Source organism: Mycetocola sp. Y171, assembly GCF_056713165.1.
This window is the reverse complement of the sequence record NZ_JBWYGX010000002.1, coordinates 859,956-878,898: the sequence shown is the minus strand read 5'-3', so window position 1 is coordinate 878,898 and position 18,943 is coordinate 859,956. Positions and strand designations below refer to the sequence as shown.

The following is an 18,943-nucleotide window of genomic DNA, read 5'->3' as shown; positions in this document are numbered from 1 at the left end:
TCAGGATTGACAGAGTTGTCGAGCCCTCGTGCACAGATGCGGCGCCGAGCCCCGCGTCAGACCAGGTACGTCGTCGTGACGAGAATGGCGCGGTGGTCGGATGCTCCTCGAGGCAGCGTCTTCACCTCGTCGATTCCCATGTTCACACTCGTGACGAAGTCGAAGTGTCCGCGGAAGATCTTGTATCGCGCATAGGTCCGCGCGTTGCTCAGCGACAGCTCGTAGCCCATCTCCTGGATGCGCCTGCGGAGGTTGTTCTTGAAGATCGGGTAGTTGAAGTCGCCGACCATGACTGTCGGGATGCCTTCGGCAAGCGAACGCAGTTCGTGGTGGGCGGTGCTGATCTGCTTCCGTCTGAGCGAATTGAGTGCCGTGAGCGGCGCGGCGTGGAAAGAGGCGACGAGCATCTCGCGGCCTGCTTCGTTGTCGTACAGTTTCGTCGCGATGAGGCGTTCGGTCGCCGGCGAGAACAGCCGGTCATGCATCGACTTCTTCAGCTCGAAGGCCGTCGTCGTGAGGGCCGAGAAACGTTCCTCGTTGTAGTAGATCGCCAGTCCGAGTCGGTTGGCACGGGTCGAGTCGGCCAGCCGGAGACGTCCGACCGAAGTTGGCAACAACTCGCTGTCCGCCTCCTGAAGGCAGAGAACGTCAGCGTCGTACAACTTTTCCAGGCCGAGAAGTTCAGCGCTTGCAGCATGCTTGCGAAGGTTGTAGCTGATGATTCTGATGAGGACTCCCCGTCCGAGAAACTCGATAGGGAAAATTCTACAGCGGCAACGGGAGGGCGACTGCTCAGCTCCAGCCGTATCGGGAGCTGAGCGCGTCGGCGACACCCTGGAAAACTGTGGAGTCGATGGCAGCAGCTTCACGGCGCATTCCGTCCGGATGAACCCGGAACACCCGGTCGAGCGCGACCCAGCTCGGCCGACCCTCGAAGTCCCACCTCCCGCGCCCGATCGCCACGAAGTTCCCATCACCGCCGTGGGGCTTGCTCGTCAGCTGGACCGCCAGCGCGGTTCCGTCCGGTTCAGAGGCCACGAGCAGGACTGGGCGGTCCTTGCCCCTGCCGTCCCGTTCCTCATAGGGCACCCAGGTCCAGACGATCTCGCCCGGATCCGGGTTGCCGTCGGTCGATGGGACGTAGGTCATCGTCACCCGGCCCAGCCGCGAGGGGTCCACTTCAACGGTCGCCGTCGAACCGTTCCGGCCCCGCTCGTCTGTCATGGGGGCAGGCGTAGCACCCGGCGTCCTGGTCGTGCGCAGGATGGACGCAACCGCTGAGCGGAGAACAGAGGTGAGGGATGCCACGGTCAGATTCCGACGGAGGAGATGAGCGGGCGGGTGGGCGCGTTGTGCCTGGCGAACAGTCGGGTGGTCACGCGCTCATCCTAGCCACGCCGAACCGAGGTGGCAGCGCCAGGGGCTGCATCCGGGAACGACGGAACGGGATGCCGCGCGAAGGCGACATCCCGTTCTGACGTGCTGTGTTGTGGAGGTTAGACGACCTCGAGGGCGTAGCCCTCTTCGCCGTGGACAGTGGTGTCGACCCCGGCGATCTCGTCCTCGTTCTTGACCCGGAAGCCGAGAGTCTTCTGGATCGCGAAGCCGACGATTCCGGCGACGAGGAAGGAGTAGACCAGGACAGCGAACGCTGCGATGAACTGGACGGCGAGCTGCTCGAAGCCGCCGCCGAGGAGCAGGCCCGTCTCGGTGGCGAAGAAGCCCAGGTAAAGCGTTCCGACGAGTCCACCGACGAGGTGGATGCCCACGACATCGAGGGAGTCATCGAAGCCGAGCTTGAACTTCAGCTCGATGGCGAGAGCACAGATCGCACCGGTGAGAACGCCGAGGAGGAGGGCCCAGCCCGGCGTGAGGTTGGCACATGCGGGGGTGATGGCGACGAGGCCCGCGACTGCACCGGATGCGGCACCGACCGAGGTCGCCTTGCCGTCCTTGAGCTTCTCGATGATCAGCCAGCCGATGATGGCCGCAGCGGTCGCACCGAGCGTGTTGATCACGATGAGGCCCGTGTTGGCGAGGCCGTTCAGCCACTCTGCACCGGCGTTGAAACCGAACCAGCCGAACCACAGGATCGAGGCGCCGAGGAGGGTGAGCGGCACGTTGTGCGGCTTCTGGATGCCCTTCTGGAATCCGACGCGCTTGCCCAGGACGAGGGCGAGGGCGAGGGCTGCTGCTCCCGCGTTGATGTGGACAGCGGTACCACCGGCGTAGTCGATGACTGCGATGCCTGCATCTTCACCGAAGAGCGCTGTGCCGAGGTTCATGATCCAGCCGCCGCCCCAGACCCACGCGGCGATCGGGAAGTAGCCGATGGTCGCGAAGATGCCGGCGAAGAGCATCCAGGAGCCGAACTTGGCGCGGTCTGCGATGGCACCCGAGATCAGGGCAACGGTGATGATGGCGAAGGTTGCGCCGTACGTGGCGCCGAGGAGGTTGGTGTTGGCGTCTGCACCCTGCGAGAGAGCAGTGAGGCCGAAGTCGGAGAACGGGTTCCCGGCGAAGTCTGTCGGGCTGGCGACCGCGCTCATGTTGAATCCGTAGAGAATCCACAGCACGGTGATGAGGCCGAGTGCGCCGAAGCTCATCATCATCATGCTGATAACGCTCTTGGCCTTCACAAGGCCGCCATAGAAGAATGCGACGCCAGGAGTCATCACCAGTACCAGTGCGGTAGCGGTGATCCCCCAGGCAATGCTGCCGGTGTCCATATCGTGTCCTTAGTTCTCTCGAGTGCATCGGGCTGACCGACGGAGGGACGCGGTGCGCCAGTCGGTGTGATGCCAGCATGCTTTGCCGACGTTTCGAGAGCGGTGCACCCGATGTTTCGGGTTCGTTACGTGAGGGTGCCCCGTGTAAAAAGCAGGTTTCGTGGCGCTACGAAACCACGGTCAGCGCGATCATGCGCGACATCGACCTGAGGTACTTCTTGCGGTACCCACCGGACAGCATGTCTCCGGCGAAGACCTGGTCGAGAGGGATGCCCGTTGCGGCGATCGGGATCTGTGCATCGTAGACGCGGTCGATGAATGCGACGAGGCGGAGTGCTTCGGTCTGCGAGTGCAGTTCGTGCACGTCGCGCAGGCCGATGCGGTCGATGCCATCGATGAGCTTGATGTACTTGGACGGGTGGACGGTGGCGAGGTGGGCGATGAGGCCATCGAATGAATCGTCGGACATCCGCTCCCCCGCTGCCGTCGCTGCGTCGAGCGCCGCGGAATATGCAGCAGGGTCCAGCGCCTGGGCGTGACCCTCCGTCGACCTGCGGCGGTAGTCGTTGCCGTCGATGCGGAGGGTGGTGAAGTGTGCGGACATCGCATGGATCTCTCGCAGGAAGTCCGAGGCGGCGAACCGGCCCTCGCCGAGAGCGTTCGGCGGTGTGTTCGAGGTCGCCGCGACACGCGTTCCAGTCGCGACCAGATCGGTGAGAAGCCGGGTCATCATCATCGTGTCGCCCGGGTCGTCGAGTTCGAACTCATCGATGCAGATCAGGGTCGATCCGGTGAGCGCTTCGACCGCCTTTGCGTACCCGAGTGCACCGACGAGAGCGGTGTACTCGATGAACGTCCCGAAATACTTCCGCGGCCCAGGGGCCGCATGCCAGAGCGCCGCAAGGAGGTGGGTCTTTCCGACACCGAACCCGCCGTCGAGGTAGACGCCTGGTTTGACCTCCGGCTCCTTTTTCTTTCTGCTGAAGAAGCCACCCGACCTGGAGGGCGCCCACCCGGTGGCGAATGCCTGCAGCAGCTCAACTGCTTCCTGCTGCGATGCGAACTCGGGGTCGGGACGGTAACTGGCGAAGCTGGCATCCGTGAACTGCCGGGGCGGAACGAGGCTCGCCGCGATCTCCTCACCGGTGATGGTCGGTGTGCGGTCGGCGATGCGGGTGCGTTCCGTCTCGGCGGTCTGGCTCATGGGAGAATACCTCGTGTGTCGAAGTCTTACGGCGCGACTGCCGCAGGCGATGATGCTGCGTATCTTCGCAGTAGAACGAGTTCCCAGCCTATGCCAGCGTGACGGCCAGCCCGTGCCGCAGGCGGCTCATACCGGAGGTAGATCATGCCCATCGAAACCGACCCTTCGCCCGCGTTCGCGGAGTATGCGCACCCTGAGCGGCTCGTCACCGCCGATTGGCTGGAGGAGCGTCTCGGCCAGCCAGGCCTCGTCGTGGTCGAATCAGACGAGGATGTCCTGCTCTATGAGGTCGGCCATATCCCCGGTTCCGTGAAGATCGACTGGCACACAGACCTCAACGATCCTGTGCTGCGTGACTATGTCGACGGCGAGGGTTTCGCGGCGCTGCTCTCGAGTCGCGGCATCGCCCGCGACGACACCGTTGTGATCTACGGCGACAAGAACAACTGGTGGGCGGCGTACGCTCTCTGGGTGTTCACACTGTTCGGGCACGACGACGTCAGACTCCTCGATGGGGGTCGTGACAAGTGGATCGCCGAAGGCAGGCCCATCACGACGGACGCCACCCAGAGACCGGCCGTCGAATACCCGGTCGTCGACCGCGATGACTCGGTGATCCGTGCCTACAAGGATGACGTGCTCGCGCACCTCGGCAACCCGCTGATCGATGTGCGGTCGCCGGAGGAGTACAGCGGTGAACGGACGACAGCACCGGCGTACCCGGAGGAAGGTGCTTTGAGAGCCGGCCACATCCCGACCGCGCAGAGTGTGCCATGGTCGAAGGCCGTCGCCGAGGATGGCACCTTCCGGTCGCTCGCCGAGCTCAACGCGATCTATCGGGACGGCGCAGGTCTGAAGGATGGCGACGATGTGGTCGCGTACTGCCGGATCGGGGAGCGATCGAGCCACACCTGGTTCGTGCTGCAGCATCTCCTCGGCTTCGAGAACGTCCGAAACTACGACGGTTCCTGGACGGAATGGGGCAGCGCTGTTCGCGTTCCGATCGCCGTCGGCACCGAACCTGGCGAGCTTCCCCGCTGACACCCGGCAGCCGGTCTGACACTCGGCCGGCTGCCATCACGGCGTGGGAGAATGGGCGCACCATGACGCAGACACTTCCCGACCAGCTTGCCGAGATCCGCGACGAGTTCCTCGCCGTCGACGAGCGTTCCCGGCTTCAGCTCCTTCTCGAGTTCTCGATGGAACTGCCTGACCTGCCGCCACGCTACGCGGACCACCCCGACCTGCTCGAACGGGTCGTCGAGTGCCAGTCCCCCATCTACATCTTCGTCGAGGTCGATGACGACGGCGTCCACCTGCACGCGACAGCCCCGAGGGAAGCACCGACGACGCGCGGGTTCGCGAGCATCCTCGCTCAGGCCGTCGACGGGTTGACCGTCGACGAGGTCCTCGCGATTCCGTCCGATTTCCCGCAAATGCTGGGGCTCGGCAAGGCCGTGTCGCCGTTGCGGCTCAACGGGATGAACGGGATGCTCCAGCGCACGAAACGTCAGCTCGCCGAACGAACCGGACGCTGACCAGCATCACTCCAGGGCGTTGGCCCAATCGGTGATGGCGTTCGTCCAGCGGGTTTCGTCGTAGTTCCACAGCTTCGTGTGACGGGCGACGGTAAACGGCTCGAACGTGACGAGGTCAGGCCGCGCAGCCGCGAGCTCGTGTGATCCAGAGGACGGAACGAACCCGTCGTCGTCGCTGTGGAGGAGAAGCATCGGCTGGGTCAGTTCATCTGATCGGCTGACGATGTCGAGTCCCCGGAAATCGATGGCGGCATCCTGCCCGGTGAAGGCCCTGCCCCACGGGTTGCTGATAGCGCTAATGGCCGCCAGCCTCAGCGGTACGGGGATCCGTGTGGCATCCGCCTGGAATGCGAGCACCCTCCCCCAGTCCAGGACAGGAGATTCGAGCACGATCCCGCGCACGAGGTCCGCGTTCGGGCTGCGGAGCGACGTCTGGACAGCGATGGTGCCTCCCATCGACCAGCCCATCAGGACGATGTCGGTTGCGCCGCGCGACACGGCTGCGTCGATGGCCGCGTCGACGTCGCGCCATTCGGTGTCACCGAGCCCGTACATCCCGTCGGGGCTCGGCGGGGCATCCCCGTCGTTCCGGTAGGAGACAAGGAGGGATGTGTACCCGGCCGCGCGCCAGACGGGGACGGCCCGCAGGCACTCGCTCCTGGTGGTTCCCCTGCCGTGGACGATGATCACCCAGCGGCCGTTCGGAGATTCGGCGGGAAACAGCCAGGCGGGCGCGTCGCCGAGCGGCGTGGACACGTTGATCTCGCTGTAGTCGAGGCCGAGTTCGCCCGGCTCGGAGAAATACCAGCCGCTGAACGTCGCAGGGCCGCTCTCCGGGAGGTCCGTCGCCGTGGTCTCGAGTCTGCGGGTGACGGTTCCGCCCGCAGACTCGACGATCTCGCCCAGCCGCAGATAGCGTTCGGGCGCCCCATAGAAGAGACCGTAACGTCCGGGTAGCGTAGTGTCGTCGTTCCTGCCCAGCGTGATCGTTCCTGACGTCGCATCGATCGAGTGGACGTCACTCTCACGAAAGCGGGTGCGGGCAGGGGTCACCACGCGCCGCGCGATGGTTGCGACAGCGATGAGCGCGCTGGATGCGAGGGTCGCCGCGATGCCCGTGACGGCGACGCCCAGAAGCCAGGGGCGCACCAATGAACGGGGGGCGGGCTGGTCGGCGTGGCTGTGTCGTTTCATCGGCAAGTAACTCTAGTCTCTCAAACGTGGCTGATACTCCGACGAGTGCCGACGTTCCGGCAGAGTTCCAGAGAGCACTGGATTCGGTTCGTCGTGCGCAGGCGCGGCCCGAACTGGCGGTCAGTGAGATCGCCGCCCCCGGAAACCTCGCACCGTTCGCGATCGCTCTCTCCGCAGACGTGACACCGTCCAGGCACGGCGCGGATTCCGAGCTCGGGACAGGCCGGTTCATCCTGCTCCACGATCCGGCAGAACCCGAGGCATGGGGCGGTGCATTCCGCATCGTCTGCTTTGCACAGGCCCCGCTGGAGACGGAGATCGGTCTCGACCCGTTCCTGGCCGATGTCGCCTGGTCATGGCTGGTCGACGCGCTCGACGCCCGCTCGGCGAAGTATGCCAACGCCTCCGGCACGGCGACGAAGATCATCTCCACCGGTTTCGGCGAACTCGCCGCACAGGGCGACGGAGCGCAGATCGAACTGCGGGCGTCATGGACTCCGTTGGAGGATGACATCTCCTCACATGTGGAAGGCTGGGGGGAATTGCTCTGCATGCTCGCGGGGCTTCCACCCACAACCGAAGGTGTCACTCTGTTGTCTAGCCGCAGGACGGCACGTGACTGAACGCCACGTCATCGAGTCGAGGGACGAATACCTCGACACCATCCGTATCATCTCCGAAGGATCAGGGCCCATCGCCGTCGACGCCGAACGCGCGTCCGGCTACCGGTACTCCCAGCGGGCCTACCTGATCCAGCTCTATCGCCGGGGAGCAGGCCTCTTCCTCTTCGATCCGCCAGCTGTCGGCCGGTTCGACGAGCTCAACGAGGCGATCGCCTCTGAGGAGTGGGTCCTCCACGCCGCCAGCCAGGACCTCGCCTGCCTCCGTGAAGTCGGACTGGATCCTTCGCACATCTTCGACACCGAACTCGCGGCCAGGCTCCTCGGGCTTCCCCGCGTCGGACTCGGCACCGTTGTGGAAGAACTCCTCGGAATCCACCTCGCCAAGGAGCACTCGGCAGCCGACTGGTCGACCCGGCCGCTGCCTGCGGCATGGCTGGAATATGCCGCCCTCGACGTCGAACTCCTCGTCGACGTTCGGGACAAACTCGCCGACATGCTCGACGCCGGCGGCAAGCGTGACATCGCCTCCCAGGAATTCGAGGCGACGCTCGCACGCCAGCCGAAGCTCCAGCGCCAGGACCCGTGGCGGAGGCTGTCAGGCCTCAACACGGTGCGCGGCGCGAGGAACCTCGCCGTCGCCCGCGAACTGTGGACCGAGAGGGACAGCTTCGCCCGCGAGAGCGACACCGCTCCCGGCAGGCTCGTCCCCGACGCGTCCCTCGTCGCAGCTGTGAAGGCTGAGCCACGTACCCGTTCCGCGCTCGCAGCACTGCGTGACTTCAAGGGCAGGGCATCCCGGACCGAACTGCCACGTTGGTGGGCCGCCATCGAACGCGGACTGACCACCGAGGATCTGCCTCCCCTGCGCGGGGCATCCGCAGACACGCTGCCGCCCCCTCGAAGCTGGGCCGATCGGAACCCCGAGGCTGATGCCAGGCTGAAGGCAGCTCGCCAGGCCGTCACCGAGATCTCCGAAGAACTGGCGATCCCGGTGGAGAACCTCCTGACTCCCGAGACACTCCGACGAGTGGCCTGGTCGCCGCCCGAACCGGTGACCGCTGAGACGGTCGGGGACGCCCTCGCAGCGCTCTCCGCACGCCCCTGGCAAGTTGACGCAACCGCACAGGCAATCGCCGCTGCTTTTGTGGAATCCAACCAAACGCCGTCCGAGGCGCCGAAATCGGAGTCGTAGGAAGAATCAAAGGATTCCGGCTCAGATTTCGCCACTCATAGGATCGTCCTGAATCCGAAAATTGGGAGGCAACGTGGCCGAAATAGCCGACGTCTTTTTTGTTGATGGTGTGCGGACCCCGTTTGGTCGCGCCGGAGAAAAAGGCATGTACTGGAACACTCGCGCAGACGATCTCGCCGTGAAGGCGATGATCGGTCTCCTCGAGCGCAATCCGGATGTGCCGAAAGACCGGATCGATGAGGTCGCGATCGCTGCCACGACGCAGCAGGGAGACCAGGGGCTGACGCTCGGACGGACCACGGCCCTCCTGGCCGGACTCCCCCGCTCCGTTCCCGGCTACGCCATCGACCGGATGTGTGCAGGCGCGATGACCGCGGTGACGCAGGTGGGAAGCGCGATCGCCTTCGGGGCATACGATTTCGCGATTGCCGGCGGTGTGGAGCACATGGGCAGGCACCCCCTCGGCGCAGACGCCGACCCGAACCCGAGGTTCCTCAGCGAGAAGCTCGTCTCCGCTGACGCCCTCGACATGGGCAAGACCGCCGAACGAATCCACGACCGGTTCCCGCACCTGACCAAAGAACGCGCGGACCGCTTCGGAATGCGCAGCCAGCACAAGCTGCAGGCCGCGTACGACGCAGGAAAGATCCAGCCGGACCTCATCCCTGTCGCAATCAAGAGCACCTCCGGCTGGGGCCTGGCCACGCGTGATGAGGGTACTCGTCCCGAAACCACGATGGAGGGTCTCGCCACCCTGAAGACTCCGTTCAGGCCGCACGGCCGGGTGACCGCAGGCACCGCGTCTCCCCTGACGGACGGCGCAACGGTGAGCCTGCTCGCCGGCGGACCGGCAGTCAAAGAGTTCAAGCTCAAGCCCAAGATGCGCATGGTGAGCTTCGCGTTCGCCGGTGTGGAGCCCGAGATCATGGGCATCGGACCGGTGCCGTCCACCGAAAAGGCGCTTCGAAAGGCCGGGCTCACCATCGATGACATCGGCCTGTTCGAGCTCAACGAGGCCTTCGCCATCCAGGTTCTGTCCTTGCTCGACCACTTCGGGATCGACGACGACGACCCCCGGGTCAACCAGTGGGGCGGCGCGATCGCGGTCGGGCACCCCCTCGCAGCCTCAGGCGTGCGACTGATGACTCAACTTGCGGCTCAGTTCGCCGAGCGCCCCGACGTGCGATACGGGCTGACGGCCATGTGCGTCGGTCTCGGCCAGGGCGGCAGCGTCATCTGGGAGAACCCGAACTGGAAGGGAAAGAAGTAACCGCGATGACCGATTACTCGACAATCGATTTCAGCCCACTCCTCGCCCACGCGGAAGACGAAGTCGTCACACACTCCTTCGTCCGCGATGTCACCCTCCCCGATGGCACGGTGATCGCGTTGATCACCATCGACAACGGTCGCGATCACACCCGGCCGAACACCCTCGGCCCAGTGACCCTGCTCGAACTGGGCGGCGTTCTCGACGCCCAGCAGGCGCGCGCGGCAGCGAAGGAGATCTCCGCTGTCGCCATCACCGGCAAACCGTTCATCCTTGCCGCGGGAGCCGATCTGAGCAAGGTCAGCGAGGTCGACTCCCGCGAGTCGGCTGTTCTTCTCGGGCAACTCGGGCACCACGTCTTCGGCAAGCTCACCGCCTTGGGCGTGCCGTCGTTCGTCTTCATCAACGGCCTCGCGCTCGGCGGCGGACTGGAGATCGCGCTCAACGCGGACTACCGCACCGTCGACGCATCCGCACCGGCGATCGCGCTGCCCGAGGTCTTCCTCGGCCTCGTGCCCGGCTGGGGCGGCGCCTACCTCCTGCCGAACCTCATCGGCATCGAGAACGCGCTCAAGGTCGTCATCGAGAACCCGTTGAAGATGAACCGGATGCTGAAGGCCTCTGACGCCTTCGACCTCGGCATCGCCGACGCGATCTTCCCCGCGGCATCCTTCCTGGAGGACTCGCTCCTCTGGGCAGGCAAGGTGCTCGCAGGAACCGTCAAGGTCGAGCGCAAGAACAAGCCGGGCAAGGTGGAACGTCTCGTCAAATGGGACGCAGCCGTGGGGATCGCCAGGAAGATGCTGGAGTCGAAGATCGGCACCGTCCCGGTCGCCCCCTACGTCGCGCTCGATCTGCTCAAAGCCGCAAAGGGCGGCACGAAGGCTGAGGCGTTCGCGCGTGAGGACGAGGCTTTGGCCTCGCTCGCCTGCGGCGACCAGTTCCAGGCCAGCAACTACGCCTTCAACCTCGTCCAGAAGCGGGCTAAACGACCAGCAGGAGCGCCGGACAAGGCTCTGGCGCAGAAGGTCACCAAGGTCGGCGTGATCGGCGCAGGCCTGATGGCCAGCCAGTTCGCGCTCCTCTTCGTCCGCCGGTTGCAGGTCCCCGTCGTCATCACTGATCTGGACCAGGACCGGGTCGACAAGGGGCTCGACTACATCCGTGGCGAGATCGCGACTCTCCTCGAGAAGAAACGCATCTCACCCGATGAGTCCAACCGGCTGAACGCGCTCATCTCCGGGACGACGCAGAAAAGCGACTTCTCCGATTGCGACTGGGTGATCGAGGCCGTCTTCGAAGAGCTGGGTGTCAAACAGGACGTCTTCGCCGACGTCGAACAGCACATCTCCGACACGGCCATCCTGGCGACGAACACGTCGTCGCTCTCGGTGGAGCAGATCGGCGCGAAGCTGGCGCACCCCGAGCGCCTCGTCGGTTTCCACTTCTTCAATCCGGTGGCCGTCATGCCGCTGATCGAGGTCGTGAAGACGCCGCACACGACGCCCGAAGCGCTGGCGACGGCAATGGCGACAGCGGCGAAGCTGCGGAAGAACGCTGTGATCACGAGCGACACCCCCGGCTTCGTCGTCAACCGGGTCCTGGCGAAGGTTCTCGGCGAGGCGATGTACGCGGTCGACCACGGGACGCCGTTCGAGGTCGTCGACCAGGCCCTCGCGCCTCTCGGCCTCCCGATGCCGCCGTCGCAGCTGCTGGACCTCGTCGGGCTGAAGGTGGGTGCGCACGTCCTCGACACGCACCACAACGCCTTCCCCGAACGGTTCTACCGCAGCGAGAACCTGCACAAGCTGGCCGAATACGGCACCCTGCTCGAGAAGGATTCGAAGGGCAAGGTCAAGGGCTTCGACAAGGGAGCGCTCAAGATCGTTTCGGGTGGGACCGAACCGCTGACGGCGGATGCCATCCTGCGCCGGCTCGAGGACGGCCTCGCCGACGAGATCCACCGGATGCTCGACGACAAGGTCGTCGAGGCGGCCGAGGACATCGATCTCTGCATGATCCTCGGCGCCGGCTGGCCGTTCCACATGGGTGGCGTCACGCCGTACCTCGATCGCGTCGGTGCAAGCAGCCGGGTGTTCGGCGGAACCTTCCACGACCCGGAGATCCGCGGCCTGCGGGACTGATCCGGTACAGAGAGAGGGACGCGAGGCAAGGTGCCTCGCGTCCCTCTCTGCGTTGACCGGCGTCAGCCGATCGCGTGCGGGTACTCGGCAGCCCGGTTCTGGAAGGTGAGGATCGCGGGGTTCTGGATGACGCCGTCGCGGATCTCGACCGCGCGGCGAACTGTCTCGTTGCGATCCTTGTCCGTCGGACCGTCCATCACTGTGCGGAGGAATGGCAGCAGTGCCTCGCTGATCTCCCAGGTGGCAGAATTCCACAGGTGCGACGGCGTGTGGTCGACGGCGTAGTACCTGATGTGATCGCCGACCTCGAAGATCGGGTCGTCGAACGACGTCATGGTCGCCCATTCGAAGCCCATTCCCTCGTCGCACGAGACGTCGACGATCAGGCTGCCAGGCGTGAACAGCGACAGGTCGGCGTTCTCCAGGTAGACGACCGGGTTGTTCGGGTCCTGCAGGGTGCAGTTGACGACGATGTCGTGCTCGGCAAGGAACGGTGCAAGCGGCTTGCGCTCGTCTCCGTCGATGACGGCGGAGAGAAACGATCCGTCCTCGTCCTGGTCGAACTGGACGATGGTGGCGGAATGGATCGGGGCGCCGACCGCTGCGATGCCCCTGCTGGTGAGAACCTGCACGTCGTGGATACCGAGTGCATTCAGGGCGGTGACGGCCCCGCGGGCCGTCGCGCCGAACCCGATGACGACGGCGTTCATCCGTCGACCGTAGTGCCCGGTCGACCCCGTCAATTCGAGCGCGTGCAGTACCGACGCGTACCCGGCCAGTTCGTTGTTCTTGTGGAACACGTGGAGAGCGAACCCGCCCTCTGGCGTCCAGTGATTCATCACTTCGAACGCGATGAGCGTGAGCCGCTTGTCGATGGCAGCCTGGGTGAGCTCGCGGTCCTGGACGCAGTGCGGCCAGCCCCAGAGGACCTGGCCCTCGTGCAGGTCGGCGAGGTCGGCTGCCTGCGGTTTGGGCAGAAGCACGATGTCGGCGTCCGCGAGAAGTTCCTCCCTCGGGGCGATCCGGTGCACGAGCGGCGCGAGCTGCTCGTCGGAGAGGCCGAATCGTTCACCGTAGCCGGTCTCCAGGATGATCCGGTCGCGAAGGTCGGCGTCGATGCGTTCGAGGTGCAGCGGGTGGATCGGCAGCCGGCGTTCGTTCTTCTTGCGCGACGTGCCCAGCACCCCCAGGACGAGGTTTCGATCGGATGCTGCTGGTGGGCTGTCGGTCATCGGAGCTCCTTGGGCGGGGGAAGACGGCGACGGTGCGCTGCCAGGTGTGGGGCGAGTCAGCCTCGCTGGAGTCGATCGGCGGTCGCCTCGGCGGGCCGTGCTACGGGGATCCGGCGGCCGGAGACCTGCGCGATCACGTCGTCGGCGATCCTCCCGGCGGTGAGTCCTGCATCCTCGAGGATCTGCTCACGGGTGGCGTGCTGGAGGAACTCGTCAGGCAGGCCGAGTTCGTCGACACCTGTGTCGACGCCGGCTTTGCGAAGCTCCTGGCGGATCCGGGTTCCGATGCCCCCGACACGGACGCCGTCTTCGATCGTGATGACGAGTCGGTGGGCGTCGGCGAGTTCGACGATGCTTCCTGCGACGGGGACGACCCAGCGGGGGTCGACGACAGTGCTGCCGATGCCGGCTTCCTCGAGCAGCCCGGCAACGTCGAGGCCAAGCCGGGCCATCGGGCCGACGGCGACGATGAGCACGTCGTTCGGCCCCTGCTCGGAGAGCACGTCGACTCCGTCAGCTGTCCGGCGCACGGCCGGGACGGTGGCACTGACGTTCCCCTTCGGGAAACGGATCACTGTGGGTGCATCGTCGACGGTGACGGCTTCGGCGAGTTCTTCCTCGAGCCGCTCGGCGTCTCGGGGTGCAGCGAGGTGGATACCAGGGACGACCTGAAGGATCGCCAGGTCCCAGATGCCGTGGTGCGACGGGCCGTCTGGCCCGGTGACGCCTGCGCGGTCGAGCACGAAGGTCACACCCGCCTTGTGCAGGGCGATGTCCATCAGGATCTGGTCGAATGCCCGGTTGATGAAGGTGGCGTAGATGGCGACGACAGGATGGAGGCCGCCGAACGCCAAACCGGCGGCTGACGTGGCAGCGTGCTGTTCGGCGATGCCGACGTCGTGCACGCGCTCGGGGAACCGCTCGGCGAGCTTGTGCAGGCCCGTCGGTCGCAGCATGGCCGCGGTGATCCCGACGATGCGTTCGTTCGATTCGGCGAGGCGGACGAGCGTGTCGCTGAAGACACCGGTCCAGGTCGGCGCGCTGCTCGTCGAGATCGGTTCCCCGGTTTCCGGATCGATCTTGCCGACGGCGTGGAACTGGTCCGCTTCGTCATGAACGGCCGGGGCGTAGCCCTTGCCCTTCTGGGTGATGGCGTGCACGATGACGGGCGCGCCGTAGTTCTTCGCCTGGCTGAGCGCCTCTTCCATGGCCTGCTCGTCGTGACCGTCGACGGGCCCGATGTACTTGATGTCCAGGTTGGAGTACAGGGCTTCGTTGTTGCTGAATCGTGCCAGGAACCCGTGCATGCCGCCGCGCACGCCGCGGTAGACCGCCCGCCCGGGCGGGCCGAGGCGGTCGAATGCCTTCTGGCTGGTCAGGTAGAGGTCACGGTAGGTGCGCCGGGTCCGAACGGTGTTGAGGAAGCGGGCCATGCCGCCGATGGTCGGGGCGTACGAGCGACCGTTGTCGTTGACGACGATGATCAGCTTGCGGGTGTTGTCGTCGCTGATGTTGTTGAGTGCTTCCCAGGTCATGCCCCCGGTCAGCGCGCCGTCTCCGACGACGGCGACGACGTGGCGCTGGTTCTGCCCTGTCATCTCGAATGCCCGCGAGATCCCGTCCGCCCAGCTGAGCGAGCTCGACGCGTGCGAACTCTCCACGATGTCGTGAGGGGACTCACTGCGCTGCGGGTACCCTGCCAGCCCACCCCGTTCACGGAGCCCGGTGAAATCCTGTCGCCCGGTGAGGAGTTTGTGGACGTAGGACTGGTGACCGGTGTCGAAGACGATGGCATCCGTCGGTGAGTCGAAGACCCGGTGGATGGCGAGCGTCAGCTCGATGACGCCGAGGTTGGGGCCGAGGTGGCCGCCTGTGCGCGACACCTCGCTCACGAGGAACGTTCTGATTTCGGCTGCGAGCTGGATCAGCTGTTCTCTTGAGAGGGCGTCGAGGTCGCGTGGACCCCTGATCGTCTCAAGAAGACCCATCGCCTAACTCCTCTGTTTCGTTCCAGCGGCCGGCTCAGCGCCGACCCTCTCACTCTACGCGGCGCCCCTCTGCGATTCCTGATGAATCGCAAAGGGGCACCGTTGTGGTAGAGGGCCTTAGACCAGGCTGCGCAGCACGTACTGCAGGATGCCGCCGTTGCGGTAGTAGTCCGCTTCGCCCGGGGTGTCGATGCGCACGACCGCGTCGAACTCGACGGTCTGCTTGCCTTCAGGCGAGTGCTCGGTCGGTTCGGCGACGACGTGGACCGTCTTCGGGGTCGTGCCGGCGTTCAGTTCCTCGAGGCCGGTGATGGTGACCGACTCGGTTCCATCGAGTCCGAGGGACTCCCAGCTCTCCCCTGCGGGGAACTGCAGCGGGACGACACCCATTCCGATGAGGTTCGACCGATGGATCCGCTCGAAGCTCTCGGTGATGACGGCCTTCACGCCAAGCAGGCTTGTTCCCTTTGCCGCCCAGTCACGCGAGGATCCCGAGCCGTACTCCTTGCCACCGAGGATCACGAGCGGGGTGCCGGCGGCCTGGTAGTTCTGCGACGCATCGTAGATGAACGACTGCGGGGCGTCCGCCTGGGTGAAGTCCCTGGTGTAGCCGCCCTCGACGCCGTCGAGGAGCTGGTTCTTCAACCGGATGTTCGCGAACGTGCCGCGGATCATCACTTCGTGGTTTCCCCGGCGTGAGCCGTAGGAGTTGAAGTCCTTGCGGTCGATGCCGTGGTCGGTCAGGTAGTGCCCTGCGGGGCTGTCCGCCTTGATGGAACCGGCGGGGCTGATGTGGTCGGTGGTGACCGAGTCGCCCAGCTTCGCCAGCACGCGGGCGCCGGTGATGTTCGCCACGGGAGTGGTTTCCATCGTCATGCCCTCGAAGTACGGGGGCTTCCTGACGTAGGTCGACTCGGGGTTCCAGTCGAACGTGTTCCCGGCCGGAGTGGGCAGCGAACGCCAGCGCTCGTCTCCCTCGAACACCGACGAGTACTCGTGGGTGAACATGTCGGTGTCGATCGACGTGTCGATGGTGTCCTGCACCTCGGCGGCGTCCGGCCAGATGTCCTTGAGGAAGACGTCGTTTCCGTCGTGGTCCTTGCCGAGGGCATCCGTCTCGAAGTCGAAGTTCATCGAACCCGCGAGAGCGTATGCGATGACGAGCGGGGGGCTCGCCAGATAGTTCATCTTCACGTCCGGGTTGATCCGGCCCTCGAAGTTGCGGTTGCCGGAGAGGACGGCCGTCACGGCGAGGTCGTTCTCGTTGATGGCCGCTGAGACCTCATCGAGGAGCGGTCCCGAGTTGCCGATACAGGTGGTGCAGCCGTAACCGACGGTGTAGAAGCCCAGCTTCTCGAGGTCGTCGGTGAGGCCGGCCTTGGCGTAGTAGTCGGTGACGACCTTCGACCCGGGGGCGAGTGTCGTCTTCACCCACGGCTTCGAGGTGAGGCCCTTCTTCGCCGCGTTGCGGGCCAGCAGGCCTGCAGCGAGCATGACCGACGGGTTCGACGTGTTCGTGCACGACGTGATCGCCGCGATGGTGACGGCACCGTGGTCGAGCGTGAACGACGAGCCGTCCTCCAGGGTGACCTGGCTCGGCTTCGACGCGGTGGACGGAGCGTGGCTGCGGTGGTGGTGGCTGTGCGTGCTCTGCTCGTTCTCCGGGGTGTTTCCGGGAGGATCGGATGCCGGGAACGACTCCGCGATCTCGAGGTCGACGAGATCGTGGTCGACGTCGGCGTAGTTGTTGAGGTCGATCTCGAACTGGTCCTTCGAACGGCTCAGTTCGATCCGGTCCTGCGGACGCTTCGGGCCGGCGATCGAGGGCACGACCGTGGAGAGGTCGAGCTCGAGGTACTCGCTGAACGTGGGTTCGACGGCCGGGTCGTGCCAGAGACCCTGGATCTTCGAGTATTCCTCGACCAGGGTGACCTGCTCCTCGCTGCGCCCGGTGAGCCGGAGGTAGCCGAGGGTCACGTCGTCGATGGGGAACATCGCGGCAGTGGAGCCGAACTCGGGGCTCATGTTGCCGATGGTGGCGCGGTTGGCGAGGGGAACCTCGGCGACTCCTTCACCGTAGAACTCGACGAACTTGCCGACGACGCCGTGCTGCCGAAGCTTCTGGGTGATGGTGAGGACGACGTCCGTTGCCGTGACTCCGGTGGGGATCGTGCCGGAGAGCTTGAAGCCGACGACCTTCGGGATGAGCATCGACACGGGCTGGCCGAGCATCGCGGCTTCGGCCTCGATTCCGCCGACGCCCCAGCCGAGCACGCCGAGGCCGTTGACCATCGTGGTGTGCGAGTCGGTGCCGACGAGAGTGTCCGGGTAGGCCTGGAGCGCTCCGTTGACGGTGCGGGTGTAGGTGACGCGTGCCAGGTACTCGATGTTGACCTGGTGCACGATTCCGGTTCCGGGCGGCACGACCTTGAAGTCTTCGAACGCCGTCTGGCCCCAGCGGAGGAACTGGTACCGCTCGCCGTTCCGCTCGTACTCGATTTCGACGTTGCGCTCGAGGGCGTCGTCCGTGCCGAAGAGGTCGGCGATGACCGAGTGGTCGATGACGAGCTCGGCCGGGGCGAGCGGGTTGATCTTGGTCGGGTCTCCCCCGAGTTCGGCCACGGCCTCACGCATGGTGGCAAGGTCGACGATGCAGGGCACACCGGTGAAGTCCTGCATGACCACACGCGCAGGTGTGAACTGGATCTCGGTGTCGGGTTCGGCGGTCGGCACCCAGTTGCCGAGGCTGCGGATCTGCTCGGCGGTGACGTTCTTGCCGTCCTCCGTGCGGAGCAGGTTCTCCAGCAGGACCTTGAGGCTGAACGGGAGCTTCTCGTAGCCCTCGACGGAATCCAGGCGGAAGATCTCGTAGTCGGTGCCTCCGACCGAGAGTGTGTTCTTCGCCCCAAAGCTGTTTACGGTAGACACGTGGCCTTCTCCTTCGTTGGCTCAGGCATGCTCGCGCCTGCCATAGGTCAATAGTGGTTTCCCGACCACGTGCGTGGCTAGCAAGGCGAACCTAACCAGCGACGCAGGATTCGTGGAAAACGACGACCCGATTTATCTTGATGTCGAGATAACTCTATCAGGATGCCGCTGGCAGTTTGCGGTACACCGCGCGCACGACCAGCCAGGTCAGGATGAGCAGCGGCGCATAGAGGGGAATGCCCATGAGAAGCTTCGTCGCCGCCAGCCACTCGACGTTTCCGGAGAGGTAGAGCGGAAGTTGCACGGCCAGGCGGAGCAGGAACATGCCGGCCCAGCACAAGGTGAGGATGGCGAAGACACGACGTTTCAGCGCCACGCGCCTCCAGGCTGTCCCCTCTCCCATCAGGTAGCCGGCGATGAGGCCGATGATCGGCCAGCCGACGGCGATGGAGATGAGGAGCGCAGCGGCGTAGACACCGTTGGTCACGAAACCCAGGACGAAGTTGTCCTCAGGGCGATTCGTCAACAGGGCGAGAGCGGCAGATGCGCCAGCGGCGATGAGGCCGCCGAGCGCCGAGGACACGGGGGTCTTCTGGATCAGGCGCAGCAGGGTGAAGATCGCGGCAACCCCGACGGAGATGCCGAGCGCCAGGGGCAGGTTCTGGTTCACCGTGTAAACGATCAGGAACAGCAGGCCCGGGACTGTCGCTTCCACGATCCCGCGGATGCCGCCCATCGCTTCGAGCAGGATCTTGCCGTTCGGCTTCTCGGCCTCTGCGAGGGCGCCGAGGCCTGACTTCCTGGCCGCATTGCCGAGTGCAGCGGCGATCGCCTCGGCGGTCTCCGGGTCGGCCGCTGCCTGGTCTTTGCGTTCGTCGGGTGGATTACCGGTCATCGGTCG

Annotated in this window: 15 protein-coding genes; 6 read left to right on the top strand and 9 right to left on the bottom strand. The window is 65.3% G+C overall.

Annotated features, from left to right (window positions below; genetic code table 11):
- Positions 1-56: 56 nt before the first annotated feature.
- From AC1M2K_RS13885 to zapE, 4 genes are all read right to left on the bottom strand, one after another.
- On the bottom strand, positions 57-728 hold the full coding sequence (locus AC1M2K_RS13885) for an endonuclease/exonuclease/phosphatase family protein (protein ID WP_480237347.1): 672 nt from the start codon (positions 726-728) through the stop codon (positions 57-59).
- Positions 729-792: 64 nt separating this feature from the next.
- Entirely contained in the window at positions 793-1,224 is a 432-nt protein-coding gene (locus AC1M2K_RS13880; protein WP_480241416.1) for a type II toxin-antitoxin system PemK/MazF family toxin, read from the bottom strand.
- A gap of 272 nt (positions 1,225-1,496) precedes the next feature.
- Positions 1,497-2,729 carry an ammonium transporter gene (locus tag AC1M2K_RS13875; RefSeq protein WP_480241415.1) on the bottom strand — a complete coding sequence of 411 codons (1,233 nt, stop codon included), beginning with the start codon at positions 2,727-2,729 and terminating at the stop codon, positions 1,497-1,499.
- Positions 2,730-2,895: 166 nt separating this feature from the next.
- The gene (gene zapE / locus AC1M2K_RS13870) at positions 2,896-3,933 is read right to left on the bottom strand and encodes a cell division protein ZapE (RefSeq protein ID WP_480241414.1); all 1,038 of its coding nucleotides are present in this window, start codon (positions 3,931-3,933) and stop codon (positions 2,896-2,898) included.
- Positions 3,934-4,077: 144 nt separating this feature from the next.
- On the opposite strand from zapE, the gene AC1M2K_RS13865 reads away from it, so the two are divergent.
- On the top strand, positions 4,078-4,974 hold the full coding sequence (locus tag AC1M2K_RS13865) for a sulfurtransferase (protein ID WP_480241413.1): 897 nt from the start codon (positions 4,078-4,080) through the stop codon (positions 4,972-4,974).
- A 62-nt stretch (positions 4,975-5,036) separates the two neighbouring features.
- Positions 5,037-5,471, top strand: a complete 435-nt coding sequence (locus AC1M2K_RS13860) for a SufE family protein (protein WP_480236570.1) — start codon at positions 5,037-5,039, stop codon at positions 5,469-5,471.
- Positions 5,472-5,477: 6 nt separating this feature from the next.
- Here AC1M2K_RS13860 and AC1M2K_RS13855 read toward each other — a convergent pair whose 3' ends face one another.
- Positions 5,478-6,665, bottom strand: coding sequence for an alpha/beta hydrolase family protein (locus tag AC1M2K_RS13855; RefSeq protein WP_480241412.1), 1,188 nt, complete (start codon positions 6,663-6,665; stop codon positions 5,478-5,480).
- A 26-nt stretch (positions 6,666-6,691) separates the two neighbouring features.
- Between AC1M2K_RS13855 and AC1M2K_RS13850 the strand changes: the two genes are divergently transcribed.
- The 4 genes from AC1M2K_RS13850 (at position 6,692) to AC1M2K_RS13835 (ending at position 11,894) form a co-directional block, all read left to right on the top strand.
- Positions 6,692-7,288 (top strand): DUF3000 domain-containing protein, encoded by a 597-nt coding sequence (locus AC1M2K_RS13850; protein WP_480236572.1) that lies wholly within the window; start codon positions 6,692-6,694, stop codon positions 7,286-7,288.
- Positions 7,281-8,480, top strand: a complete 1,200-nt coding sequence (locus AC1M2K_RS13845) for an HRDC domain-containing protein (protein ID WP_480236573.1) — start codon at positions 7,281-7,283, stop codon at positions 8,478-8,480. The genes AC1M2K_RS13850 and AC1M2K_RS13845 overlap by 8 nt, the downstream gene beginning before the upstream one ends.
- 73 nt (positions 8,481-8,553) lie before the next feature.
- Entirely contained in the window at positions 8,554-9,750 is a 1,197-nt protein-coding gene (locus tag AC1M2K_RS13840; protein WP_480241411.1) for a thiolase family protein, read from the top strand.
- A gap of 5 nt (positions 9,751-9,755) precedes the next feature.
- Positions 9,756-11,894: a 3-hydroxyacyl-CoA dehydrogenase NAD-binding domain-containing protein gene (locus tag AC1M2K_RS13835; protein ID WP_480241410.1), complete on the top strand. Its 2,139-nt coding sequence runs from the start codon at positions 9,756-9,758 to the stop codon at positions 11,892-11,894.
- Positions 11,895-11,956: 62 nt separating this feature from the next.
- Here AC1M2K_RS13835 and AC1M2K_RS13830 read toward each other — a convergent pair whose 3' ends face one another.
- The 4 genes from AC1M2K_RS13830 to AC1M2K_RS13815 form a co-directional block, all read right to left on the bottom strand.
- Complete coding sequence (locus tag AC1M2K_RS13830) at positions 11,957-13,126, bottom strand: N(5)-(carboxyethyl)ornithine synthase (RefSeq protein WP_480241409.1); 1,170 nt, start codon at positions 13,124-13,126, stop codon at positions 11,957-11,959.
- A gap of 56 nt (positions 13,127-13,182) precedes the next feature.
- Positions 13,183-15,114: a 1-deoxy-D-xylulose-5-phosphate synthase gene (gene dxs, locus AC1M2K_RS13825; protein ID WP_480241408.1), complete on the bottom strand. Its 1,932-nt coding sequence runs from the start codon at positions 15,112-15,114 to the stop codon at positions 13,183-13,185.
- Between the two features lie 117 nt (positions 15,115-15,231).
- Positions 15,232-18,042: an aconitate hydratase AcnA gene (gene acnA, locus AC1M2K_RS13820; protein ID WP_480241407.1), complete on the bottom strand. Its 2,811-nt coding sequence runs from the start codon at positions 18,040-18,042 to the stop codon at positions 15,232-15,234.
- Positions 18,043-18,199: 157 nt separating this feature from the next.
- Positions 18,200-18,937, bottom strand: coding sequence for a DUF3159 domain-containing protein (locus tag AC1M2K_RS13815; protein WP_480241406.1), 738 nt, complete (start codon positions 18,935-18,937; stop codon positions 18,200-18,202).
- Positions 18,938-18,943: the final 6 nt, after the last annotated feature.

Bases quoted from the DNA above. Each gene is read 5' to 3' on its own strand.
- AC1M2K_RS13880 (WP_480241416.1), bottom strand. From the start codon at position 1,224: ATGACAGACGAGCGGGGCCGGAACGGTTCGACGGCGACCGTTGAAGTG.
- AC1M2K_RS13875 (WP_480241415.1), bottom strand. From the start codon at position 2,729: ATGGACACCGGCAGCATTGCCTGGGGGATCACCGCTACCGCACTGGTA.
- zapE (WP_480241414.1), bottom strand. From the start codon at position 3,933: ATGAGCCAGACCGCCGAGACGGAACGCACCCGCATCGCCGACCGCACA.
- AC1M2K_RS13865 (WP_480241413.1), top strand. From the start codon at position 4,078: ATGCCCATCGAAACCGACCCTTCGCCCGCGTTCGCGGAGTATGCGCAC.
- AC1M2K_RS13860 (WP_480236570.1), top strand. From the start codon at position 5,037: ATGACGCAGACACTTCCCGACCAGCTTGCCGAGATCCGCGACGAGTTC.
- AC1M2K_RS13855 (WP_480241412.1), bottom strand. From the start codon at position 6,665: ATGAAACGACACAGCCACGCCGACCAGCCCGCCCCCCGTTCATTGGTG.
- AC1M2K_RS13835 (WP_480241410.1), top strand. From the start codon at position 9,756: ATGACCGATTACTCGACAATCGATTTCAGCCCACTCCTCGCCCACGCG.
- AC1M2K_RS13830 (WP_480241409.1), bottom strand. From the start codon at position 13,126: ATGACCGACAGCCCACCAGCAGCATCCGATCGAAACCTCGTCCTGGGG.
- dxs (WP_480241408.1), bottom strand. From the start codon at position 15,114: ATGGGTCTTCTTGAGACGATCAGGGGTCCACGCGACCTCGACGCCCTC.
- AC1M2K_RS13815 (WP_480241406.1), bottom strand. From the start codon at position 18,937: ATGACCGGTAATCCACCCGACGAACGCAAAGACCAGGCAGCGGCCGAC.